The sequence below is a fragment of the Brevibacterium sp. 91QC2O2 genome, from assembly GCF_024580695.1.
GTDB classification, from domain to species: domain Bacteria; phylum Actinomycetota; class Actinomycetes; order Actinomycetales; family Brevibacteriaceae; genus Brevibacterium; species Brevibacterium moorei.
Window position 1 is genome coordinate 97,188 of the sequence record NZ_JANIJY010000007.1, and the last position, 22,482, is coordinate 119,669.

Annotated in this window: 20 protein-coding genes; 10 read left to right on the forward strand and 10 right to left on the reverse strand. The window is 69.2% G+C overall.

All coding sequences use genetic code 11. The features are described from left to right. Positions 1–65 precede the first annotated feature (65 nt). Complete coding sequence (locus tag NQ036_RS07440) at positions 66–1,091, reverse strand: ABC transporter permease (RefSeq protein WP_257058037.1); 1,026 nt, start codon at positions 1,089–1,091, stop codon at positions 66–68. 121 nt (positions 1,092–1,212) lie between these two features. Here NQ036_RS07440 and NQ036_RS07445 point away from each other — a divergent pair, with 121 nt between their 5' ends. Beyond that, positions 1,213–1,815, forward strand: coding sequence for a TetR/AcrR family transcriptional regulator (locus NQ036_RS07445; RefSeq protein ID WP_257047873.1), 603 nt, complete (start codon positions 1,213–1,215; stop codon positions 1,813–1,815). Positions 1,816–1,913: 98 nt separating this feature from the next. Here NQ036_RS07445 and purL read toward each other — a convergent pair whose 3' ends face one another. Then, entirely contained in the window at positions 1,914–4,256 is a 2,343-nt protein-coding gene (gene purL, locus NQ036_RS07450) for a phosphoribosylformylglycinamidine synthase subunit PurL (RefSeq protein ID WP_257058038.1), read from the reverse strand. A 192-nt stretch (positions 4,257–4,448) separates the two neighbouring features. On the opposite strand from purL, the gene NQ036_RS07455 reads away from it, so the two are divergent. Then, positions 4,449–4,937, forward strand: a complete 489-nt coding sequence (locus NQ036_RS07455; protein WP_257047875.1) for an Hsp20/alpha crystallin family protein — start codon at positions 4,449–4,451, stop codon at positions 4,935–4,937. Positions 4,938–4,940: 3 nt separating this feature from the next. Here NQ036_RS07455 and NQ036_RS07460 read toward each other — a convergent pair whose 3' ends face one another. After that, complete coding sequence (locus tag NQ036_RS07460; RefSeq protein ID WP_257058039.1) at positions 4,941–5,771, reverse strand: thioesterase family protein; 831 nt, start codon at positions 5,769–5,771, stop codon at positions 4,941–4,943. A gap of 46 nt (positions 5,772–5,817) precedes the next feature. Here NQ036_RS07460 and NQ036_RS07465 point away from each other — a divergent pair, with 46 nt between their 5' ends. Then, positions 5,818–6,720: a rhodanese-related sulfurtransferase gene (locus NQ036_RS07465; protein ID WP_257058040.1), complete on the forward strand. Its 903-nt coding sequence runs from the start codon at positions 5,818–5,820 to the stop codon at positions 6,718–6,720. Here NQ036_RS07465 and NQ036_RS07470 read toward each other — a convergent pair. The 7 genes from NQ036_RS07470 to purD form a co-directional block, all read right to left on the reverse strand. Next, positions 6,617–7,051 (reverse strand): hypothetical protein, encoded by a 435-nt coding sequence (locus NQ036_RS07470; RefSeq protein ID WP_257047878.1) that lies wholly within the window; start codon positions 7,049–7,051, stop codon positions 6,617–6,619. The genes NQ036_RS07465 and NQ036_RS07470 overlap by 104 nt on opposite strands. A 66-nt stretch (positions 7,052–7,117) precedes the next feature. Beyond that, the gene (locus NQ036_RS07475) at positions 7,118–8,137 is read right to left on the reverse strand and encodes a glycine betaine ABC transporter substrate-binding protein (RefSeq protein WP_257047879.1); all 1,020 of its coding nucleotides are present in this window, start codon (positions 8,135–8,137) and stop codon (positions 7,118–7,120) included. 105 nt (positions 8,138–8,242) lie between these two features. Next, positions 8,243–9,289, reverse strand: a complete 1,047-nt coding sequence (locus tag NQ036_RS07480; protein WP_257047881.1) for a DUF6882 domain-containing protein — start codon at positions 9,287–9,289, stop codon at positions 8,243–8,245. Then, positions 9,289–10,032 (reverse strand): phosphoribosylformylglycinamidine synthase subunit PurQ, encoded by a 744-nt coding sequence (purQ, locus tag NQ036_RS07485; protein ID WP_306427882.1) that lies wholly within the window; start codon positions 10,030–10,032, stop codon positions 9,289–9,291. The genes NQ036_RS07480 and purQ overlap by 1 nt, the downstream gene beginning before the upstream one ends. Positions 10,033–10,064: 32 nt before the next feature. Continuing rightward, positions 10,065–10,340 carry a phosphoribosylformylglycinamidine synthase subunit PurS gene (gene purS, locus NQ036_RS07490; RefSeq protein WP_257047882.1) on the reverse strand — a complete coding sequence of 92 codons (276 nt, stop codon included), beginning with the start codon at positions 10,338–10,340 and terminating at the stop codon, positions 10,065–10,067. Positions 10,341–10,439: 99 nt separating this feature from the next. Beyond that, complete coding sequence (locus NQ036_RS07495) at positions 10,440–11,351, reverse strand: phosphoribosylaminoimidazolesuccinocarboxamide synthase (RefSeq protein WP_257058041.1); 912 nt, start codon at positions 11,349–11,351, stop codon at positions 10,440–10,442. 17 nt (positions 11,352–11,368) lie between these two features. Continuing rightward, entirely contained in the window at positions 11,369–12,652 is a 1,284-nt protein-coding gene (gene purD, locus NQ036_RS07500) for a phosphoribosylamine--glycine ligase (protein WP_257058042.1), read from the reverse strand. Between the two features lie 67 nt (positions 12,653–12,719). Between purD and NQ036_RS07505 the strand changes: the two genes are divergently transcribed. Genes NQ036_RS07505 through NQ036_RS07535 form a run of 7 tightly spaced genes read left to right on the forward strand, consistent with a single transcriptional unit; the run spans position 12,720 to position 22,447 of the window. Then, complete coding sequence (locus NQ036_RS07505) at positions 12,720–14,213, forward strand: DUF3375 domain-containing protein (RefSeq protein ID WP_257058103.1); 1,494 nt, start codon at positions 12,720–12,722, stop codon at positions 14,211–14,213. Next, positions 14,210–14,905, forward strand: a complete 696-nt coding sequence (locus tag NQ036_RS07510) for a DUF4194 domain-containing protein (protein WP_257058045.1) — start codon at positions 14,210–14,212, stop codon at positions 14,903–14,905. The genes NQ036_RS07505 and NQ036_RS07510 overlap by 4 nt, the downstream gene beginning before the upstream one ends. After that, the gene (locus NQ036_RS07515; protein WP_257058047.1) at positions 14,902–18,339 is read left to right on the forward strand and encodes an ATP-binding protein; all 3,438 of its coding nucleotides are present in this window, start codon (positions 14,902–14,904) and stop codon (positions 18,337–18,339) included. The genes NQ036_RS07510 and NQ036_RS07515 overlap by 4 nt, the downstream gene beginning before the upstream one ends. Then, positions 18,336–19,574, forward strand: coding sequence for a DUF3322 and DUF2220 domain-containing protein (locus NQ036_RS07520; protein WP_257058049.1), 1,239 nt, complete (start codon positions 18,336–18,338; stop codon positions 19,572–19,574). The genes NQ036_RS07515 and NQ036_RS07520 overlap by 4 nt, the downstream gene beginning before the upstream one ends. Beyond that, the gene (locus tag NQ036_RS07525) at positions 19,571–20,608 is read left to right on the forward strand and encodes an asparaginase (protein WP_257047889.1); all 1,038 of its coding nucleotides are present in this window, start codon (positions 19,571–19,573) and stop codon (positions 20,606–20,608) included. Before NQ036_RS07520 ends, NQ036_RS07525 begins: the two co-directional genes overlap by 4 nt. Further along, entirely contained in the window at positions 20,608–21,006 is a 399-nt protein-coding gene (locus NQ036_RS07530) for a sterol carrier family protein (protein ID WP_257047890.1), read from the forward strand. Before NQ036_RS07525 ends, NQ036_RS07530 begins: the two co-directional genes overlap by 1 nt. After that, on the forward strand, positions 20,990–22,447 hold the full coding sequence (locus tag NQ036_RS07535) for an aldehyde dehydrogenase family protein (RefSeq protein WP_373566582.1): 1,458 nt from the start codon (positions 20,990–20,992) through the stop codon (positions 22,445–22,447). The genes NQ036_RS07530 and NQ036_RS07535 overlap by 17 nt, the downstream gene beginning before the upstream one ends. Positions 22,448–22,482: the final 35 nt, after the last annotated feature.

Below are 22,482 nucleotides of genomic sequence, written 5' to 3' on the forward strand. Positions count from 1 at the left end.
CACAGGCCCGGGATTATGACAGCCGGCCGGCGTCACAATCCCGGTTACGCGAACCCGGCCGCCCCTCAGTGCACCGCCGCGGTTCGCCGCTGCCCGGCATGGGCCCGCAGATGTCCGATCAGGATGAGCAGACCGCCGGCGAGCAGCCAGGCTGTCAACACCCACCATTCGCGGGCGCGAGGGGCGTCGGGGAAGTACGCGAGGCTGCGCAACAGGCTGCCGCCTGCCCCTGGGACGAAGTACTGGCCGATCGCGCCGAAATGCCAGGGCAGGAACTCCTGGGGTGCGCTGGTCCCGGAGATCGGATTGCCGATGAGCACGGTGATGACCACGCCCAGCAGGATGCCGGGTGTGCCGATGGTGGAGACGAGTCCGTTGATGAGCGCTGCGGTCGCGGCGACGGTCAGCCCGATCGCCAGGGCATTGAGCCAGAACGGGCCCTGCAGGATGCCGAACCAGCTCTGCAGGATGGCCGTCAGCGCCAGGCCCCCGACCACTCCATAGGCCAGGACCGCGGCGGCGCGCCGCCTGCGGCCGGTGACCAGCAGGCTGATGAGCACGCCGCCGACCACTCCGCCCAGGGCCAGCGGCAGGCCGGTGATCGCCATCCCGGAGCCGGTGGGGTCGTCGGTGCTCAGCGGGGCGACGTCGGTGGTCGTGATGTGCGGGACGCGCTCGGCCGGGGTCCCCGCGGCCAGTGCCCGCTGGTCGAGCTGGAGCTGGACCTGGGTGGCCAGCGTGCGCAGTGCGGTGCCGGCCGCGGGGGATCCGCCGCCTGCGATGAGCACCTCGGGTTCGGTCCCGAGCACCACCGCGCCGTAGACCTCGCGCCGCTGGATCATGCCGACGGCCTCCTCCCGGCTCTGCGCCCCGTGCACCTCGAAGGTGTCGGCGGGCAGCTGGGCGCCCAACTGGGCCCGCTGCTCGGCGTTGCCGACGACGGCCACCGGCAGGTTCTTCGCCTGCGATGTCACCGTCGGCCAGCTGAAGGCCAGCAGGATGAGGGAGACGATGGCGGCGGCCAGAACGGCGATGCCGCAGGCGCGCAGCCAGTGCGCGGAGCGGCCCGTGGACCGGGTGGGAGTTGACATGGGAGCCTCGGATCTGTGATGACGTGAATCCTAAAAAACGAATACTCGTTCATTATTGGGCCGGGTAAGCTGGCTGTCAAGAATGACCATTCGTTTTTATGGAAGTGAGTCGGAGGTCTCGATGCCCAAGGTCAGTCAGGAGCACAAGGACGCGATGCGCGCACGGATCCGCGACGCGGCCAAGCGGTGCATCGTGCGCAGCGGATTCGCCGGGGCCTCGATGGCCGATATCGTCAGGGAGGCCGGTCTATCCGCCGGTGCAGTGTACGTCTACTACTCGGGCAAGGAGGAGCTGGCCATCGACATCGCGCACGAGGTCCTCGACAGCCGGTTCGCAGCCCTGGACCTGGCAACGGGCGCCGAGGTCCTGGACCCGCCGGCGCGCATCGTCCCCGATCTGGTGCGCGGCCTGCTGGTCCGCGATGGCATGCCCTCGATCGTGGTGCAGATCTGGGCCGAGGGCGCCAGGTCCGAATCCTTCCGCGCCCTGGCCACGGGGGTGCTCGACCGGATCCGGACCCAGCTGGGCGCCTATCTGGTGCGCTGGTTCGTCCAGCACCGCGGTGCCTCCCAGCAGCGGGCGCGGGCCGACGCCGCGGCCCTGGTCCCCGGCATCGTCGCCATGCTCCAGGGCGTCATCGTGCAGTTCGTGCTGGCCGGCTCCGCTCCGGCCGAGGCGGCACTCGACTCCGTTGCGCAGCTGTTGCGCCTGACGACCGAATAGGCGGGCGGATGCGACGGGGGCCGGGGAGCGCTGTACGCTCCCCGGCCCCCGTGCTTGGAACCGTGTGGTTGGCCCCTGTGTCCGGATTCCTCCGGGTGTCAGCCGAAGTACTTCGGCAGGGTCTCCTTGTTGATCCGCGAGAGTTCGGCGACCGGGATGGTGAAGTGGTCGGCCAGCTCCAACGTCGGGGCACCCGTTTCGCCGTTGTCGGTTATGCCGATCCGGGCGAAGGGGAAGTTGCGCGCGGTGCACATGTCCTTGAATCGGACCTCCTCGCTGCGGGCCACCGAGACGATGGCCCTGGCAGACGATTCGGAGAACAGTGCGGTGAACAGGTCCACGCCGTCGCGCCGGCAGACCTCGTCGAGCCAGAACCGGGCGCCGGTCCCGAAGCGCATGCAGGCCTCGGCCACGGCCACGGCGATGCCGCCCTCCGAGACGTCGTGCGCGGCATCGAGCATGCCGTCGCGCGAGGCGTTGATGAGGATGTCGGCGAGTTCGCGTTCGACCTCGGGCTTGAACTCCGGGGGCACGCCGCCCAGGTGGTCGTGGGCGACCTCGGCCCAGGCGGAACCGTCGAGCTCGTCGGCGGTGGTGCCCAGCAGGTAGATGGTCTGCCCTGGTTCGCGCCAGCCGGCCGGGGTGGCGCGGGTGACGTCGTCGAACACGCCCAGCACGCCCACCACCGGGGTCGGGTGGATGGCCACGCCGCCGGTCTGGTTGTACAGGGACACATTGCCACCGGTGACCGGCACGCCCAGGTCCTTGCACGCCGCGGCCAGGCCGGTCGTGGCCTGATCGAACTGCCACATGATCTCCGGGTCCTCCGGGGAGCCGAAGTTCAGGCAGTCGGTGACGGCCATCGGGCGCGCGCCCGAGGTCGCGACGTTGCGGTAGGCCTCGGCCAGGGCCAGCTGGGCGCCGCGCGCCGGATCCAGATAGGCGTAGCGGCCATTGGCGTCCGTGGCGATCGCGATGCCGCGGTTGGTGGACTCGTCGACCCGGATCACGCCGGCGTCATCGGGTGCGGCCAAGGCGGTGTTGCCCTGGACGTAGCGGTCGTACTGGTCGGTCACCCATTCCGGATCGGCCAGATTGGGGCTGGCCAGCAGGTCCTTGAGCGTCTGTTCCAGGCCCGCGTCGTCGGCCGGGCGCTCCAGACCTGCGGCACGGGTGGTGTCCGCGGCGGTCGATTCCGTCCAGGACGGCTGGGTGAACGGGCGGTGGTAGACCGGGCCGTCATGGGCCACCGAGCGCGGGGGCACGTCGACGATGACATCGCCGTGCCAGGAGATGACGAGGCGCCCGTCGCCGGTGACCTCGCCGAGCACGGAGGTCTCGACCTCCCACTTGTCCACGATCTCCATGAAGGTGTCGAGCTTATCGGGGGTGACGACGGCCATCATGCGCTCCTGCGACTCACTCATGAGGATCTCCTCGGGAGTCAGCGTGGGGTCGCGCAGCAGCACATCGTCCAGGGCGATGCGCATACCGCCCTCGCCGTTGGAGGCCAGTTCGCTGGTGGCACAGCTGATGCCGGCTGCGCCCAGGTCCTGGATGCCCTCGACGACGCCGGCGTGGAAGAGCTCCAGGCAGCATTCGATCAGGACCTTCTCCGCGAAGGGGTCGCCCACCTGGACGGCCGGGCGCTTCGAGGGCTTGGAGTCGTCGAAGGACTCGCTGGCCAGGATCGAGGCGCCGCCGATCCCGTCGCCGCCGGTCCGGGCGCCGAACAGCACGACCTTGTTGCCCACGCCGGATGCGTTCGCCAGGCGGATGTCCTCATGGCGCATCACGCCCACGGCCAGGGCGTTGACCAGGGGATTGCCCTGATAACAGGCGTCGAAGACCAGTTCTCCGCCGATATTGGGCAGGCCCAGGCAGTTGCCGTAGCCGCCCACACCGGCCACCACGCCGGAGACCACGCGGTTCGTGTCGGGGTGGTCGATGGCGCCGAAGCGCAGCTGGTCCATCACGGCCACCGGACGCGCGCCCATCGAGATGATGTCGCGCACGATGCCGCCGACGCCCGTGGCGGCGCCCTGGTAGGGCTCCACATAGGAGGGGTGGTTGTGGGATTCGACCTTGAAGGTCACGGCCCAGCCGTCGCCGATGTCGACGACGCCGGCGTTCTCGCCGATGCCCACCAGCAGGTGTTCCTTCATCTCGTCGGTGACCTGGTCGCCGAACTTGCCCAGGTGGACCTTGGAGGACTTGTAGGAGCAGTGCTCCGACCACATGACCGAATACATCGCCAGTTCCGCGCTGGTGGGGCGCCGGCCCAGGATCTTCTTGATCTCTTCGTATTCGTTGGCCTTGAGTCCGAGTTCGGCGAACGGCTGTTCGACGTCCGGGTGGGCGGCTGCGAATTCGACTGTTTCCTTGACCTTCTTGGTCTGGGATTCCGGAGTCATCGCGGAGGCTTCGGGGGTGTTCGACATGTCAGGCGAGGGTCCTTTCGACGCGCATGGGCACTATTCTAGCGGCCCAGGCCGTGGAAAGAAGTTGATAAAAAGTCACTCAACTTTGGAATACCGTGGACACTCAAGTGGTTACACCTCATGTAGCCACCGAGGTGATACAGGCACCGGGGTGGCGGAAAGAATTTCACCTACTCCAAGGAGATGTTGGAAATGGCAAACACCGGTATCAATCCGTTCCGTCCGTTCTCTGTGATCGACGACGTGCTGCGCTCCCTGCCGGGCGTGGCCGTGGCCGACCGTACCCAGGGCTTCATTCCGGCACTGGAAACCGAACGCAACGGCGCGGACCTGGTCATCAGGGTCGACCTGCCGGGGATGGACCCGGAGAAGGACATCGACATCGAACTGCACGGGCGCACGCTGACCGTCTCCGGCGAACGCCGCGATGAGACCAGCGGCGACGGTGTCCGCGAGGTCCGCTACGGCTCCTTCAGCCGCACCGCGACCCTGCCGGCGAAGGTCGGCGAGGACGCGATCACGGCCGACTACGTCAACGGCGTGCTGACGGTCCGGGTGGCCGGGGCCTATGCGCAGGTCCAGCCGAAGAAGATCTCGATCTCCCACCACGCGGACGCCCCGGTCGACGCCCAGGTCGAATCCTCGGCCGAGGACGCGGACAAGGACGCCGCCGAGAAGTAACTCTCAGGGCCGCACGGTCAGGGTCTGATTGAGGGTTCCGAAGGGCCCGTCCTGATCGTGCAGGACCGAGCTGGTCAGACCCAGCCCGGTCGGCCCGAAGGACACGCGCGTATTGAAACCCAGCCAGGGGCTCTCCCGGCTGGGTTTCTGCGCGTCCGGGCCGGTTCCAGCGGCGGGTGTGAAGGGCTGCCGGAACAGCGATGCGGTCAGCTCCACATTGGGGAATGCCACCTCGCGCGGATCACGGCGCACCGTCATGCCGTTGGCGGTGTCGAACAGGCCGGCCGCCCTGGCCAGGGCCGAGGCCCGGGCATCGTCGACCAGATCCACGGGGGTGCGCAGCCAGAAATGGGCGTGGCCCGGTTCCACCTGGGTGCGGCGCGCCTCGAAACTGGCGATATAGGCACCCGGCCAGACCGTGGTCGAATCGAACTCCGGGGTCTCGTCGACCGAGGGTATCGGGGCGAAGGGGGAGCCGGCCAGGCCGGTGGTGTCAGCGGCCTGGACGAACCAGGCGCGCAGCAGCACGATCGTGCGCCCTCCGTAGCGCAGTTCGGCCTCGGCCAGTTCGATGCTGCGGCCCGGGCGCAGGACGCGCAGGTCGTAGGTGAACTCGTCGACGGGGACCACGCCGAAGATGTCGGCGGAGATCCGCCCCAGCTGCAGCCGGGGCGCACCGGAGGCCTCCCGGCGGGCGGCGTGGTCGGTCTCCAACAGGTGGACCAGCAGGCCCAGTACGGGGGAGATGTGCTGTTCGTCCGGGTTCCAGGCCCCGGCGACCAATTCCGTTGCACGATAGGCGTCATCGCCGGTGCGGGTGAAGTAGAAGCTCATGGACTCACAGTCTAGGGAGGTGGGCCCGCTCGTTAGAATCGAGTCCATGTCGATTCCGAAAATCGTGCTCTTCTACGTCTTCACCCCGCTGCCCGATCCCGAGGCGATTCGCCTGTGGCAGCACACCCTGGCGGATTCCCTGCACCTGCGGGGCCGGGTCATCGTGTCCGCCCAGGGCATCAACGCAACCCTGGGCGGGGACCTGCCGGATGTCAAGAGGTACGTGCGCGCCATGCGGGAGTACGCGCCGTTCAAGGCCGCCGATGTGAAGTGGTCCGATGGCGTGGGCGATGATTTCCCGCGGCTGTCGGTCAAGGTCAGGGATGAGCTGGTGACCTTCGGCCATCCCGCGGAGGTGGTCGTCGATGAATCGGGTGTGGTCGGCGGCGGCGTCCACTTGAGTCCGGCCCAGGTCGACGAACTGGTCGCCGAACGGGGGCTTGCCTCCCAGGGCGGTGAGGTCGTGTTCTTCGACGGCCGCAATGAGATGGAGGCGGTGATCGGCCGTTTCGCCGACGCCGTGGTGCCCGAAACCGAGGCCACCAGGGACTTCGTCGCCGAACTGGAATCGGGGAAGTACGACGAGCTCAAGGACAAGCCGGTCATCACCTACTGCACCGGTGGGATCCGCTGCGAGGTCTTGAGTGTGCTGATGAAGAACCGCGGCTTCCAGGAGGTCTACCAGATCGACGGCGGGATCGTCCGCTACGGCGAGGCCCGCGGCACCGACGGCCTGTGGGACGGTTCGCTCTACGTCTTCGACAAGCGCATGCACCAGGAGTTCGGGCCGAACGCGCGGTCACTGGGAACCTGCGTGGAATGCGGCAAGCCGACCGCCGACTACGTCAACTGCGTCGATCAGTCCTGCCGGCGGCAGTTCCTGCGCTGTCGGGCATGTACTGCCGCCGGCGCCCACCCGAGCTGCGGCCACTGCGCGCCCGCCGCATAGTGATGAGTGCGCAGATCTTCCAGCCGCAGAAGACCAACACGGTGAGGAAGAAGATCGGGACCATGACGATGAAGGCCCCGCGTAAATAGCTGCCTTCCGGGGTCTCAGTGCTGTACCCGGGCACCCACCACGGATTGCCGATCAGCACCCCGGCGGTGAGCAGCAGGGTCCCGACCAGGGCCGAGGCCTCGTGCAGCCGGGGGCTGAACACCCGCCAGATCCCGGCCACCAGCAGGGCGCACAGCGCGAAGACCACGAGGAAGACCAGCCCATACCAGGCAATGGAATAACTCCAGTCGAACACGAGTACTGCGCCGATCCCCTGAGACACGACAACGCCGGCTGCCGCGCATGCGAGCAGCCGGCTGTAGCCGTGCCAGAAGATGGGTACCGTGGATTACTCCTTGGCGGTGAGCTTGCCCGACTTCCAATCGGGCATGAAGTCCGGATTGTCCTTGGCCCACTTGGCCACGGCCTTCTCCGGGTTCTTCCCGTCGAATTCCTCGGGGGCGGCCATGACGCGTTCCAGGCCCTCCAGGTTCTTCGGCGTCAGCGCCAGGTTCTTCAGGATCTGGGCGGGCAGCGGGTGCTCATCGGTGAAGCCCGTGCGCGACATGGTGTAGAGCTTCTCGTTCTCGCCCAGCGCCTTCTTGGGATCCTCGAGGTCGCGCACCGGGAACTTGTCGTAGGCCCAGTGCGGGTGCCACAGGGTCACGGCCACGTGCTCGCCCGCGCTGGTGGACTTCTGCAGCTGGGTCAGCATCGCCGGGGTGGACGAGGCGATGAGCTTCATATTGTCCAGGCCGTAGTCGGGGATGACCTTGTCCTTGGTGGCATCCATCAGCCCGGAGCCGGCTTCGATGCCGTAGAGCTTGTTGCCGTACTGATCGCCCATCGACTTCAGGTCCTCGATGGTCTTCGCCGGCGAGTCCTTGTCGACTGCGATCGTGTTCTTCGCCTGGTCGTACCAGCAGCCCTGGGCCTCGAGCTTGTCGCCGTACTTCTCGATATAGGGCTTGTGCGTCACCGGCAGCATGGTCGATGACATCCAGTCGACATCGGCGTTGCTCGTGGCAACGTAGCCCGGCGCCAGGTCGAACTTCTTCACGGTGACGTTGTAGCCGTATTCGCCCAGCACGTGCTTGGCCAGATAGGCGGTGGCGATGGTCTCGTCCCAGCCGTTGAAGGCTGCGACCGTCAGGTCTGTCTTCTCCCCGTCGCCCGGCTTCTCGCTGCCCATGTCCTTGGCATCGGCGGCCGGGGTGCAGTCGCCCCAGTCCTTGCCGCCGGAGGAGTCGTCCCCGCCGGCCGCCGAGTCATCGGTGGAGTTACTGGCGCCGCAACCGCTCAACGCCAGGCCACAGGCCAGCGCCAGTGCCGTGAGTAGTGTGCCACGCCGTTTGGTCCGGGTGTGCATGTTCTCAACCTCGCTTGACAATATTCCTTGCTGATGTCGTCGAGCTCACGGTAGCGTACACGTGTCGTACAACACCAAGTTGTCTTGTCAAGCGAAGTTGTGCTATCAGCGGCCGAACAGCTTGCGGAAGAAGCCCTTCTTCTTCGGCTCGTCCGGCTGGGTTTGCTCCTGCGCCGGCTGCGGTTCCGCGGGCGCCTGCTCCTGTGCGGGTGCCACCGGCTCCGGCCGAGGTTCCGGCTGGGGCTGTGCCGGCTCCTGCACGGGTGTCTCCAGGGCCGCTGCGGGCTCCTCGACGACGGGCTCCGGCGCTTCGACCACCGTCGGCTCCTCGACGGCCGGGGCGTCTGCGGCCTGTTGCGCAGCCGCAACCGGGCCGAGGTCCCATTCCAGTGTCGCCGCGGGCGCCACGTCACCGGCCGCCGCCAGCTGGGCCGCGGCCTCGTCGGTCAGGGGCTGGGCGACCTGGCAGTTGGTCAACCGGTCCAGCTCATCGAAGGTGATATCGGCCGAACCGTCGGCCGCGAGCACCCGCACGGTGCCATCGGGCAGGGCGGCGCAGGCGAAGCCGCGCAGCCGCGCATAGGATTCCAGCGCGGCCCGGTGGTTCTTCACCTGGCCCTGCTGCAGGGCGCCCGCGATGGCGAAGACCAGGGGTCTGATCTGCGGGGCGTCCAGGGCCAGTTCGGCCCCGTCGACTAGCAGCCAGGCGGTGGTCTGCGGCCCGGTGGATGCGGGATAGTGGGCCCAGTGATCGGTCACGAGCTTCGCGGCCAGCGCCACCGCATGGGTCAGCTCCGTATCGGCGGAGAACTCCACATCGGACAGTTCCGGGACCTCGTGTGCCTCACCGTAGGCGCGCAGCGCACCGGTCAGGTCCACTACGGCATCCGGGAACTCGTTGACATTGTCCCAACCGGAGTGCCAGGTGGCCGGCGCTGTGGCCTGCGTGCCGATGAAATGAACGCGCAGGCGCAGCGGTTCGCCCTCGCCGCGGGCGAACTCCAGCACCGGGACCGCAGCGCCGAAGTCGACCTCCCAGTCGGCATCGCCGACCAGCTGGCCGAAGTGGGCCTGCACCTCGGTCGACAGGAACGCCGCTCGGTCGACCAGTTCCTGCAGGGCAGGGGAGAGGGGCAGGCTCTTCTTGGCCATCAGGCGTTGACCAGGGCGGCGATCACCGAGGTGAAGAAGCCCTGGCCGTCCAGGCCGGTACGCGGTCCGCGGGCGGTGTCGGGGCCGAAGCCGGATTCCACCGCGTGCTCCGGATGGGGCATCAGGCCGACCACATTGCCGCGCTCGTTCGTGATACCCGCGATGTCGTTGAGCGAACCATTGGGGTTGACGCCCTGGTAGCGGAAGACCACGCGGCCGGATTCCTCCAGCTCCTCGAGCACGTGCGCTTCGGCCTGGAAACCGCCCTCGCCGTTCTTCAGCGGGATGACGATGTCCTCGCCGGTGGTGAACTGATTGGACCAGGCGGTCTGCGTGTTCTCCACGCGCAGCACCTGGTCGCGGCAGATGAAGTGCTGGTGGTCGTTGCGCACCAGGGCACCGGGCAGCAGATGCGATTCGCACAGCACCTGGAAGCCATTGCAGATGCCCAGCACCGGCATTCCGCCATTGGCGGCGTCGATCACCTTGGACATCACAGGGGCGAAGCTGGCGATCGCCCCGCAGCGCAGGTAGTCCCCATAGCTGAAGCCGCCGGGCAGGACCACAGCGTCGACACCGTGCAGGTCGGCGTCCGCGTGCCACAGCGGCACAGCGGTGGCGCCGGAGAGGGTGACGGCGCGGGCCGCGTCCCGGTCGTCCAGGGTGCCGGGGAAGGTCACAACGCCCACCCGGATGTCCTGGGCGCCGGCCAGCGGGGCCTCCGAGGCTGCGGCACCGATCAGCGGGCCGCCGGCGGTCAGGGTGCTCCGGTCGCTCACTTGGCGGCCTCGGCGTTCGCAGAGGCGTCCTCATCCGCGGCGACGGACACGACGTTCTCGATCACGGAGTTCGACAGCAGGGTGTCGGCGGCCTCCTGCACTTTGGCGAGCAGTTCGTCCGTGGGCTCTCCGTCGAAGGTCAGCTCGAAGCGCTTACCCTGCCGGACCGAGAAACCCTCGAAGCCCAGGTGCCGGAGGCTGGTGCCGATGGCCTTGCCCTGCGGGTCAAGGATTTCGGGCTTGGGCATGACCTCGACGACGATACGTCCCATGATGCTCCCAGTGAGATAGGGGTGGATTAGTTGAAACAAGTTTAGCAAGCGTGCGGGGCCCCGCGACTCATGCAGGGCCCCGCAGGCCGGTTGCACCGGTCACGCAGGGAAAGTCGTGCCCGTCAGCCGTTCGAAGGCCTCGACGTAGCGCGCCCTGGTCCGCGCCACGATCTGTTCGGGCAGCGCCGGGGGCGGCAGCTCGGAATTGCGGTCCCAGCTGGAATCCGGGCCGGTCAGCCAGTCGCGCACGAACTGCTTGTCGAAGCTGGCCTGGACCTTGCCGGGGGCATAGTCCGCGGCGTCCCAGAATCGGGAGGAGTCCGGGGTCAGGACCTCATCGCCCAGCACGATCTGACCGGAGGCGTCGCGGCCGAACTCGAACTTGGTGTCGGCCAGCACGATGCCGCGCTCGCGGGCGATCTCCTCGGCGCGGGTGTACAGGCGCAGGGTCAGATCGCGCAGGGCCTCGGCGTCCTCGGCTCCGACCAGGTCGACGGTCTTGTCGAAGGTGATGTTCTCATCGTGATCGCCCAGCTCGGCCTTGAAGGCGGGGGTGAAGATCGCCGGTGTCAGCCGGTCGGCCTCGCCCAGGCCCGCGGGCAGCGCATTGCCGCACACCATGCCCGAGGTCGTGTAGTCGGCCAGGCCCGAACCGGTCAGGTAGCCACGGGCCACGCATTCGACGGGGAACATGTGCAGGGGCTTGCAGATGATCGCCCGCCCGGTCACCGCCGACGGCACATCGGTCGACAGGACGTGGTTGCCCACCACATCGGCCAGCTGGTCGAACCACCACAGGGACAGGCCGGTGAGCACCTTGCCCTTGTCCGGAATGGGGGTGTCGAGGATGAAGTCGTAGGCCGATATCCGGTCGGTCGCGACCATCAACATCTTATCGGCCGAGGCGAAGTCCGCCGCGGCCTCCGGGATGTAGATCTCGCGGACCTTGCCGGCGTAGGCGTGTTTCCAGCCGGGCAGATCGTACGCTGGGGCCGCAGGTGTCGTCGTCATGGGGATTCCTTTCCGGCTCAGGCCCCGGCGGGCACGGTGATGCGCCCGTCGATCGCGGCTTGAGCGATATCGGTACGGTTCTGTTTGCCCGGCCAGTCGATCAGCGCGGCGGCCCGGTAGGCCAGATCGCGGGCGGCGGCCAGGGTGTCGCCGGAGGCCACGACGGACAGGACACGCCCGCCGGCCGTGACGATCTCGCCAGTGGCGCCCAGTGCGGTGCCCGCGTGCAGGACGAGGACGCCGGGCAGGGCCGCGGCCTCGTCCAGTCCCGTGATCGGATCGCCCTTGCGCACGGTGCCGGGGTAGCCGGCGGCGGCCAGCACCAGGGTGACCGAGGCCTGCTCGGACCAGACCAGCGGGTCGATTTCGGCCAGCCGGCCCTGGGCGGCGGCCAGCAGGGTCCGACCCAACGGGGTCTGCAGCCGGTCCAGCACCGACTGCGTCTCCGGATCGCCGAAGCGCACATTGAACTCGACGACCTCGATGCCCTTCTTCGTCAGGGCCAGGCCGCAGTACAGCAGGCCGGTGAACGGGGCGCCGCGCCTGGCCATTTCGTCGACCACCGGCTGGGCCACCAGCCGGGTGATCTGCTCGGCCACATCCGCCGGCGCCCACGGCAAGGGCGAATAGGCGCCCATCCCGCCGGTGTTGGGGCCGGTATCGCCGTCGCCGATCCGCTTGAAGTCCTGCGCGGGCGCCAGCGGCACCGCGGTGGTGCCGTCGCACAGCACGAACAGGGAGACCTCGGGCCCGGCCAGATAATCCTCGATGACCACCCGGTCGGAGGCCGAGAGGCAGTCGGTGGCGTGCGCCAGCGCTGTCTCGAAATCCTCGGTCACGACCACGCCCTTGCCGGCGGCCAGGCCGTCGGCCTTGACCACGTGTGGGGCGCCGAACTCGGTCAGGGCCGCTTTTGCCTGATCGACGGTGGTCGCCGCGACCGAGGCGGCGGTCGGCACGCCGGCGGCGGCCATCACCTCCTTGGCGAAGGCCTTCGAGCCCTCCAGCCGGGCGGCCGCGGCATCGGGGCCGAAGACGGGGAAGCCGGCGGCGCGCAGGGCGTCGGCCACCCCGGCGACCAATGGGGCCTCTGGCCCGATGACCACCAGGTCGGCCCCGAGGTCTCCGGCCAGCGCGGTGACGGCCGCTGGATCGGTGGCCTCAACGTTCCGGATTTCGCACATTCCGGCGATGCCGGGGTTGCCCGGGGCGGCGATGATCGCATCGACTCCGGGATCGCGGGACAAGGCTGCAACGAGGGCGTGTTCGCGGGCGCCCGACCCGATGACAAGAACCTTCACGTCCTGCATTTTATCGTGGTTGCCGACACCCCTGTGGCGCTCGGTAGGCTAGGGGGTTGTGAATCAGATGAGCGAGGTCCATCGGCTGCACCGGCTGATGGCGGAAGATCCTGCGTGGCGCCTGCTGCGCAGCGACACCGTGTACTTCGCCGCGGCCCTGTTGCCCCAGCATCTGAGCGCCCAGGAACCCAGGCTGCGCACCGAGGTCCTGTTCGAACTGCTCGACGCGGATCTGGCCGCGATGCGCGAGGAGGGCTTCGAGGTCACCGGGGATGCCGCCGGCTACTGCAATCTGTGGCGCGGCAACGGAATCCTGGCCCGCCGGGTGATCCCCGACAGCCGCGAGGAGACCTATGAGCTGACCCCGGCGGCGCTGAGCGCCTTCGCCTTCATCGCAGGTCTCGAGGACACCCGCGTGTCGATCAACCAGTCGCGCCTGGCCACGATCCAGCAGCGGATCCGCCAGGTGGTCCGCGACACCGACCCGGACGTGATGAACCGGATGCGCGCCCTGCAGCGCGAACGCGCCCGCATCGACCAACAGATCCAACGGCTGGGCCGCGGCGAGATGCCGCCGGTGGACGACCGGCACGCCGCCGACGACGTCCGCGATGTGCTCAGCCTGGTCGAGGCCCTGCCACGCGACTTCACCCGCGTGCGCACCCAGCTCGAGGAGATCAACCGGAACCTGCGCGAGAAGCTCATCGACTCCTCCGGGCAACGCGGCACCGTGCTCGCCGATGTGTTCCGCGGGGTCGACCACCTGGCCGAATCGGACGCCGGGCGCAGCTTCGAGGGGTTCTACGGCCTGATCATGGACCCAGAGCTGGGGGCCGAATTCGAGGACAACATCGAGGTGCTGGCCCACCGGCCCTTCGCCCGCACCCTGCCGGCGTCGGACCTCCGGTTCCTCGAGGACCTGATGGGACTCATGCAGGACCGGTCCGCCGAGGTCGAATCCGTGATGACGAACCTGACGCGCTCGCTGCGCCGCTTCGTCCAAACCGATGAGTTCCGCACCGACCGGGTGCTCGGCCACGAGATCCGCGCGGCCAATGCCTCCGCCCTCGAACTGTTCCGCCACGTCCAGCCCTATCAGGACACCGGCTTCGACTTCGAACTCTCCGCCATCGACATCTCCTCCCTCGGCGCCTGGCAGCTCTACGATCCCGGCGATGCCCGGATCGACTCCCAGATCGTCGACGCCCCGGAGCCCGAGGCCGTGGACTGGGCCGAGTTGCTGCGCCGCTCGCGCGAGACCGACATCGACTACGAGGAACTGCGCCGCAGCGTCGCCGACGCTTTCGCCGCCGCCGACCCGGCGGGCCGGGCGGCCGGGATCAGCGTGGGCCAGGTGCTGGCCCACCGGCCCGCCACCCAGGGCGTGGCCAGCATCATCGGCCTGCTGTCCCTGGCCGGGGACCCCGGCCCCGACACGGGGGAGGAAACCGTCAGCTGGCGGACCATCGCAGGGACCCGGCGGAGTGCGCGGATCCCGCTGACCCGTTTCACCCGGCCACCGGCCGGCAGCCGGGGCTTTCAGCCGAGGAAGGACATATGAGTAACGAGGACGTCGCCCAGGAGAACGCGGAGGACCGGGCAGCGGAGTCGTTGCCCGAGTCCCTGCAGAAGCTGTGGCCCGAGGACACCGGCACCCTGGCCCGCGATTCCCGCAAGGCCCTGGTCGCCCTGCTGCGCGGCCCACAGATCGAAGGGGTCAAGGCACCAGAACTGTGGCGCGCCATCGACCGCGACGAGGCCGCCCTGCGCCAGGCGCTGGCGAATATGTTCCTGGAGATGGTGATCGACCGGCGCGGCCAGATCGCCTACGTCCGCAATGTCCGCGTCGACGGAGAGACCCTGCACTATACGGTGCGCTCGCGAGCGCTGACGCTCATCCAGTCGGTCATCCTGCTGCACCTGCGCCGGGTCTTCATGAGCGTGGGGGAGCCGCCTGTGATCGTGGGCGCCGACGAGGTCCGCGACGCCGTGCGACCCTACGGCAAGGCCTCGGGGCTGGACGATTCGACCTATGACAAACGCTTCAACGCGGGGTGGACGGAGATGCAGCGGGCGGGGATCGTGCACCGGGCAGCAGAGGAGGGCCGCTTCGAGGTGTCCCCGGTGATCCGGCTGTTGTTCGGCGTGGAGGAGGTGCGCCGGCTGCGCGCGGAGTACGAGCGCCTGCTCGACGAACACGGCGCGGATCTCGCAGCGGGTGCGGACATCGAAGCCGGGGAGGCACAGGCATGAGCGAGGCCCTGCAGCTGTCCCTGCTGGACGCCGGCCAGGTCGACGCCCTGGTCCACGCCGGGGCGGAGGTCCCGGCGCCCCGGGACGCGGCGGAACGGGCGCTGGACCGGGAACTGGCCAAACAGCATCGGCTGGCCCGCATCGAGGTGCTCAACTGGGGCACCTTCGGCGGCGACCTGGTCCACGCCCTCGACGTGCCGCGCGGTGGCCTGGTCATCACCGGCCGCTCCGGATCCGGCAAATCCAGCCTGCTCGACGCGGTGTCGACCGTGCTGGTCCCGCGCGGGCGCCTGCGCTTCAACGCCGCCGCCCAGGACACCGAGCGCCGCGGCAGCGACCGGTCACTCTATTCCTACATCCGTGGAGCCTATAAGCGCGGGGAGTCGGATGCGGAGATCGGCGCGGAGTACCTGCGTCCCGGCGCGACCCGCTCGGCCCTGCTGTTGCGCTTCGACACCGCAGACGGGCAACCGCCGGTGACCCTGGTCAAGTTGTTCCACCTGTCCGCCTCGGGCAGTTCGAACGGCGATATCAAGGAGGTCGGGATCCTGCTGCGCGAGGACGCGCACATCACCGACTTCGCCGAATACACCCGCACGGGCATCGACATCCGCGCGTTGCGCAAGGCCTACGGCAAGTCCGCGGTGTTGGAGAAGCACTCGGCCTTCGTCGCCCGCGTGCTGCGGCCCCTGGGCCTGCACCGCGACGAGGCGGTGGAACTGTGGCACCGCACCATGGCCGCGAAGAACTTCGCGAGCCTCGACGGGCTGTTCCGCGAATTCATGCTCGAACGCCCCAAGACCTTCGCCATCGCCGAGGCCGCGGTGGCCCAGTTCTCCGCGCTCTCGGAGGCCCACGGCTCCGTGGTCGAGGCCCGCAGACAATTGGAGGTCCTCGAGGCCCTGCAGACCCTGGCCCAGGACTGGGAGGCCGCGGGCGCCGAGCTGACCCGGCTCGAATCCCTGCGCGCGGCACTCGACCCGATCACCGAGGTGGTCAGGGCCGAGCTGGCCGCCGACCACCTGGCCGAGGTCACCCGGAAACTCAACGACCGGCGCGAGGAGCGCGTGGCGGCCGACCGTGACGAGACCCGTCTGCAGGAGGAGCGCGATACCGCGCACGCGCAGATGCAGGACCTGGGCGGCGCGCGGATCGAGGTGCTGACCGGCCGGATCGAGGCACTGCGCGCGCAGGCGGACACCGCGGGGCGCCAGTGGGCCCTGCTGGCCCGTCATGCGGCGGCCGCCGGGATCGAGTTCTTCCCGACCAGCGAAGGCGAATACGAGGAACTCAAAGCGGGGCTGCTCGACGATGCCGCCCTGGCGGCCGACCGCGATGCCCGGCGCGAGCGCGCGAACGAGGCCGCAGCGACCCGCCGTGATCTGCGCGAACAGCGCGCGGGCCTGCAGCGCGAGCTCGATGTGGCCAGGGCCAGTTCCTCGAACCTGGGCAGTCGGCTGATCGCCGCGCGTGAACTCATTGCGGAGCAGTCGGGCCTGGAGCCGGTGGACCTGCCGTTCGCCGCCGAGCTGATGGAGGTGCGCGCCCAGGAGCGGGAGTGGACCGGAGCGGTGGAACGCGTGCTGCGGCCCCTGGCGCTGACCCTGCTGACCGGCCCTGAACGGGCCTCGGCGGTGCGCCGGGCGATGGACGCCAACCATCTGGGCGCGCGCATCGAATTGCAGGTCGTTTCCGCCGGGCGGGCGGCACCCGGTGCCGTGGCCGATCCGGACTCCCTGGTCCACAAGATCGAGCTGAAAGCCGATGAGCGCTACCGCGGCTGGTTGGCCGCGACCCTGGCCGAACGCTACGACTTCAGCTGTGTGGCCGACGCCGATGCCCTTGATGCAGTGGACCGCGGCGTCACGGCGGCCGGCCAGGTGAAGTTCGGCGGGGACCGTTTCGTCAAGGACGACCGGTACCGGATCGACGATGCCGCGCGCTGGCTGCTGGGCTTCTCCGCCGATGACAAGGTCGTGCGCCTGGGTGCCGAACTGGCCAGGATCGACAAGGAGCTGGCGGCCGCCGAGGCCCGCTACACCGACCTCGTGGCGCTCGAGGGCGAGGTGGTCAAGCGCCTGAATTTCGCCGACGAAATCCGCCAGACGGACTGGGAGCACATCGACGCGGCCGGGATCGAGGAGACCATGGCCGGGCTGCAGGATTCGCTGGCCACCCTGGGCCGGGAGAACCCCGAGCTGGCTCAGGCGCAGGCCAGGGAGACGGAACTGACGGCCAGGCTGGCGCAGGCCCGTGCCCTGGCCAGGGACCTCGAGGTCGGGGTCGAGACCCTGGTGCGGCGCCAGGGCGAACTCAAACGGACCCTGCAGCGGGCCAGGGACAGGGCCCAGGTGGCCGGTGAGCTGCCAGCCGAGGAGGCGCAGGAGGCCCGTGGTCTGCTGTTCGCACAGAAGCGTCGGCTGGAGGTCGACGAGCTCGACGCGCGCGCCAAACAGGTCGCCGATGAGCTCTTCGCCCGCTCCGCCACGGCCCAGCAGGCCAAGGGGTCGGCCGAGACGGGATTCGCCCAGGGCGCGACCTCCTTCCAGAAACAGTGGCCGGCGGCCCTGCCGGAGGCCGGTGCCGAAGTCGCGGACCGTGCCGTGTTCGCCGCCCTGCGCGCCCAGCTGGTGACCGACAATCTGCCGGTGTTCGAAGCCAGGTTCAAGGAGATGCTGGCGGAGCAGTCGATGAAGCAGATCGGCCAACTGCGCAATCAGATCACCCGGGCGCCGGGCGAGATCCGCAAGCGCATCGAACCGGTCAACGAATCGCTGGCGGGCAGTCAGTTCGACACCGACCGGTATCTGCGGATCGAACCGCGCGAGGTCCGCTCGACCGAGGTCAAGACCTTCATCGGGGACCTGGGGAAGATCGCCGGGGGCTACGGCGAACAACTCGACGGCCCGGCGGCCGAGGAGAAATTCGCGTTGATGGAGCGGGTGATCGCGCGCCTGGGTGATGCCGAGAACCGCAGATGGCGCGATGCCGTGCTCGACACCCGCCGGCACGTCACCTTCGTGGCGATCGAGTCAGACGGGGCCGGCAACCGGACCGATATCTACGAGTCCTCGGCCGGCCTGTCCGGCGGGCAGCGGCAGAAGCTCGTCATCTTCTGCCTGGCGGCGGCCCTGCGCTATCAACTGGCCGATCAGTCATCGGGCATCCCGACATTCGGCACCGTGGTGCTCGACGAGGCCTTCGACAAGACCGATGCGAGCTTCACCCGGATCGCGATCGAGGTGTTCCTCGACTTCGGCTTCCACCTGCTGCTGGCCACCCCGGAGAAGCTCCTGCCCACCCTCGAGCTCTACGTCGAGGGCCTGGCCCAGGTGACCTCGAGCGACCGCAGCTCCTCGCGGGTGGTACCGGTCATGTGGCGGGCCGAACCCACGGAGGCCGCCGAGTCCGAGGAACCGGTGGACCCGGCGTGAAGTCCACCGCCGAGGCCACGGGCGAACTGCGCAGGAGGGTCGAGCGCCGCCTGCGCGACTGGGCGCTCGGCGGGGAGTTCACGGCACTGCGCACCTCGAGTGCGGCGCCGACGGAGGACACTGCCTGGGCCGATATCCCCGCCTTCGAACGGTGGCTGGCCGACTGGCGGCTGTTCGCGGCCTCGCATCAGGGGATCGACGGCCTCACCGTCGACTGGGCCACCCGCCGCTGGGCCGGGGCGACCCGGCAGCAGCTGCCCGTGCGGCTGCGCCTGGACACGCGCACCGCCACCCTGCGCCTGACGGGGCTGACCGAGCGCTTCTCCCTGATGCGCGCCCGGGCGCGCCTGCTGGCCGGGATCGGCGGTGGACTGGTCGAATCCACACCTGCACCCGAGGTCGCGGCCGCCCTGCGCCCGCTGCTGGGCCGTCTGGCCGAACTGCCGGCGGTCGAGGTGGACCGGCTGGCCGCCGTGCTCACCTGGTTCGTCGAACACCCGGAGGAGGATGTGGAGGCGGCGGACGGGCACCTGCGGCCGCCCTCGGTGCGCGAACTGCCGATCGAGCGGGTCGACACCAAATGGATCGAGACCCACCGCGGTCTCATCGCCCCGCTGCTGCCCGTACTCGCCGCAGGCCGGGCCAGGCGGCTGCGGCACAAACAGCCCCTGGTACGGGTGCGGATCCTCGACCCCGCAGCCCTGACCGGTCCCTGGCCCGCCGGGATCGACGATGTCTCCCTGCCGGTGGACCAGGCCGCGCGCCTGGCAGTGGCGCCCGGCACCACCGTGCTGGTGGTGGAGAACGAGGAGAGCTTCCTGTCATTGCCGGCGGTCGGCTCCGCCGGCAACGGCGCGGACGTTCCGATGGGCCTGGCGATCTTCGGCGATGGCTGGGCCGCCGCAGTCCTGTCCGGCCTGGACTGGCTGGACGACTGCCGGATCCTGTACTGGGGCGATGTGGACACGCACGGCTTCGCGATCCTCGACATGGTCCGCGCGCGCTTTCCGCGGACCCGCTCGGTGCTCATGAACGCCACGGTTCGCGACCGGTTCGCCCACCTGGCCGGGCGGGAGCCGACCCTGTTCACCCGGACCGCTGACGAACTGACACACCTCACCCCCGCCGAGCGCGCCTGCTGTGCGAGCCTTGCCGGATTGGGGGACTACCGCCTGGAACAGGAGCGAATCCCCTGGTCCTATGTGTTGGCCACCCTGGGTAGGGTGGAGGCATGAATGAGACCTTCAAGGCCCAGTCCGCAGTGGAACTGGCGGTTGTGGAACGCTCCGGCTTCATCGAATCGCGCCATCTGGGTTCGGCCATCGTGGTCGACACCGCGGCGGCGGATACCGGTCAAACGCTGATCGAACTGGGCGCGGTCGACGAACCGGTGCTCACCCGTTCCTGCCTCAAGCCCTTCCAGGCGATCGCCTGCATGGAACTGGGCGTTCCCCTGTCCGGCCTGACGGCCGCCCTGGCCACGGCCAGCCACAATGCGGAGTTCGGCCAGGTCGAGGTCGTCGAGAAGATGCTGGCCAGCGTCAACCTGTCCGAGGCGGACCTGCAGTGCCCGTCGGTCGCCCCTGCCGACCGCGACGCCCGGATCGCCACCCGCGGATCCGGCCGGTTGACCTCGCCGCTGTACTACAACTGTTCGGGCAAGCACGCGGCCTTCCTGATGGCCCAGAAGCTCACGGGCGAACCCGTGAAGGACTATCTGGATCCCGAATCGCGGATCCAGCGGCATGTGCGCGCAGTGGTCGAACGCTACTGCGGCCAAGCACCCCTGTACACCGGGATCGACGGCTGCGGAGCTCCCGTGCACGCGCTCGATCTGCGCCATCTGGCGCTGGGCATCGGGCGGGTCGGCGCGCGCACCACACCGGAGGCCGCCACACTGATGGAGGGCGTGTTCGCCGAACCCTGGGCGATCGAAGGGCACGGGGCACCGAACTCCGTGGTGATCGAACGCCTGGGCGTGTTCGCCAAGATCGGGGCCGAGGGCGTGCTCGTCATGTCGACCCCAGCCGGGGTGGCGGTGGCCGTCAAGACCCTGGACGGGGCCTCGCGGGCCAATACGCTCATCGCCCTGGAACTCCTGGTGGCGGCCGGCGCGCTGAGCGCGGAATCGGCCCTGGACGTGCTCGGCGATGTGGTGCCGGCCATCACCGGCGGCACGAAGTCCGACGGCACCGTGCGCACAGTCGGCGAGATCAAGACCGCCGAGCGGATCCGGCAGCTGCTGCACGAGCGGGCGGTGGGCGCCTGATGGCGATCAAGCGCAAGATCGATCCGGTCGCCGGCCGCGGAGCCTATGAGACCTGGCTGGCGGCCAGGGACACACCAGGCGGGGCGGCGTCCGTGGACCGGCGCACCCTGGCCACGGCCGTGCGCTTCACCCTGGAGGAACTCTCCGAACGCCATCCGGGCAATTCCGTCGAGGTCCGCGTCCCGCCCTTCTCCGTGGTCCAGGCGATCCCCGGTCCGCGGCACACCCGCGGCACCCCGCCGAACGTGGTGGAGACGGATCCCGCGACCTGGCTGGACCTGGCCTCGGGGCATGTGGACTTCGCCACGGCCCTGGACACCGCGGCGGTACAGGCCTCCGGGATCCGCTCGGACCTCGGGGACTACCTGCCCCTGTGGTCTAATGGGTCACATGACTGAGATGCCCGAAGCCGCGCAGACCTGTTCCTTCATCGCCGGGGAGTCCGTCCCCAGCCGACGCACCTATTCCAATATCGACCCGGCGACGGGCACGAGCCTGGGCGAGGTGGCCAGGGCCGGTGCCGAGGAGGTCGACCGGGCCGTCGCAGCGGCCGCCACCGCCCAGCGGCAGTGGCGGAAGTCCAGTCCGGAACAGCGCTCGCGGCTGCTGGTGGCGGCCGCCGGGCTGATTCGGGCCAAGCGCGATGCACTGGCCCGGCTGGAGAGCGAGGACACCGGCAAGCCGCTGTCCCAGGCCTACGCCGACGTCGACGTGTGCGCCCGCTACTTCGAGTTCTACGGCCACACCATCGAGTCCTACTATTCGACGGTCATCCCGATGGGCGAGGACTTCCACGCCTACACCCGGCGCGAACCCTATGGGGTGACCGGCCACATCGTCGCATGGAACTACCCCCTGCAGCTGGTCGGCAGGGCCGCTGCGACCAGCCTGGCCACCGGCAACTGCGCCGTGGCCAAGCCCGCCGACGAGACCCCGCGCTCGACGGTGGCGCTGGCCCGGATCCTGCTGGAGGCGGGCTTCCCCGCAGGGGCCTTCAACGTCGTCACGGGCCTGGGCGCCGAGGCCGGTGATGCCCTGGCCAACCACCCGGGAGTGGCGCACCTGGGCTTCGTCGGCTCCACCGGCACCGGTTCGCTGATCGCCGCGGCAGCGGCCAAGCGCGTCATCCCCACCGTGCTGGAACTGGGTGGGAAGTCCGCGAACATCGTCTTCGCCGATGCCGATGTCGACGCCGCGATCCCCAGCCTGGTCCGCTCGATCGTGCAGAACGCCGGACAGACCTGCTCGGCCGGTGCCAGGCTGCTGGTCCACCGCGCCGTCCACGCCCAGGTGGTGGAGAAGATGGCGGCGGCGATGGAGGAGCTGACCCTGGGCCGCGGCCTGGACGATCCGGGCCTGGGGCCGCTGGTCTCGGCCAAGCAGCTGGCCCGCGTGCAGGGCTTCTTCGACCGGCTGTCCTCCGGCACCATCGTGACCGGTGGCGCGCGTGTGGCGGTCCCCGGTGCGGACCTCGCCGATGGGGCGTTCTTCGCGCCGACGATCGTCGACGACGTCGATCCCGCCTCCGAGATCGCCCGCGACGAGGTGTTCGGCCCGGTGGTCGTGGCAACCGAGTTCGACTCCGACGCCTCCGCCCTGGAGCTGGCCAACGGCACCGACTACGGACTGGTGTCCGCGGTGTGGACGAAGGACCTCTCGCGCGCCCATCGGATGGCCGCCGGGATCGAGGCCGGCCAGGTGTTCGTCAACACCTACGGCGCCGGCGGTGGGGTGGAGCTGCCCTTCGGCGGTTTCAAGAAGTCCGGTTACGGCCGGGAGAAGTCGATCGAGGCCTTCGACGAGTACACCCAGACCAAGACGGTCGTCGTGCATCTATGAGCCGCGGGGGCGGCGCCCACAGGGTCCGCTACAGG

Coding starts and splice junctions, on each gene's coding strand:
- NQ036_RS07525 (WP_257047889.1), top strand. CDS start 19,571: ATGAATGAGACCTTCAAGGCCCAGTCCGCAGTGGAACTGGCGGTTGTG.
- NQ036_RS07465 (WP_257058040.1), top strand. CDS start 5,818: ATGTCGATTCCGAAAATCGTGCTCTTCTACGTCTTCACCCCGCTGCCC.
- NQ036_RS07530 (WP_257047890.1), top strand. CDS start 20,608: ATGGCGATCAAGCGCAAGATCGATCCGGTCGCCGGCCGCGGAGCCTAT.
- NQ036_RS07535 (WP_373566582.1), top strand. CDS start 20,990: ATGGGTCACATGACTGAGATGCCCGAAGCCGCGCAGACCTGTTCCTTC.
- NQ036_RS07475 (WP_257047879.1), bottom strand. CDS start 8,137: ATGCACACCCGGACCAAACGGCGTGGCACACTACTCACGGCACTGGCG.
- NQ036_RS07460 (WP_257058039.1), bottom strand. CDS start 5,771: ATGAGCTTCTACTTCACCCGCACCGGCGATGACGCCTATCGTGCAACG.
- NQ036_RS07455 (WP_257047875.1), top strand. CDS start 4,449: ATGGCAAACACCGGTATCAATCCGTTCCGTCCGTTCTCTGTGATCGAC.
- NQ036_RS07480 (WP_257047881.1), bottom strand. CDS start 9,289: ATGGCCAAGAAGAGCCTGCCCCTCTCCCCTGCCCTGCAGGAACTGGTC.
- NQ036_RS07495 (WP_257058041.1), bottom strand. CDS start 11,351: ATGACGACGACACCTGCGGCCCCAGCGTACGATCTGCCCGGCTGGAAA.
- NQ036_RS07515 (WP_257058047.1), top strand. CDS start 14,902: ATGAGCGAGGCCCTGCAGCTGTCCCTGCTGGACGCCGGCCAGGTCGAC.
- NQ036_RS07440 (WP_257058037.1), bottom strand. CDS start 1,091: ATGTCAACTCCCACCCGGTCCACGGGCCGCTCCGCGCACTGGCTGCGC.
- NQ036_RS07510 (WP_257058045.1), top strand. CDS start 14,210: ATGAGTAACGAGGACGTCGCCCAGGAGAACGCGGAGGACCGGGCAGCG.
- purS (WP_257047882.1), bottom strand. CDS start 10,340: ATGGGACGTATCGTCGTCGAGGTCATGCCCAAGCCCGAAATCCTTGAC.
- purL (WP_257058038.1), bottom strand. CDS start 4,256: ATGTCGAACACCCCCGAAGCCTCCGCGATGACTCCGGAATCCCAGACC.
- NQ036_RS07445 (WP_257047873.1), top strand. CDS start 1,213: ATGCCCAAGGTCAGTCAGGAGCACAAGGACGCGATGCGCGCACGGATC.
- NQ036_RS07505 (WP_257058103.1), top strand. CDS start 12,720: ATGAGCGAGGTCCATCGGCTGCACCGGCTGATGGCGGAAGATCCTGCG.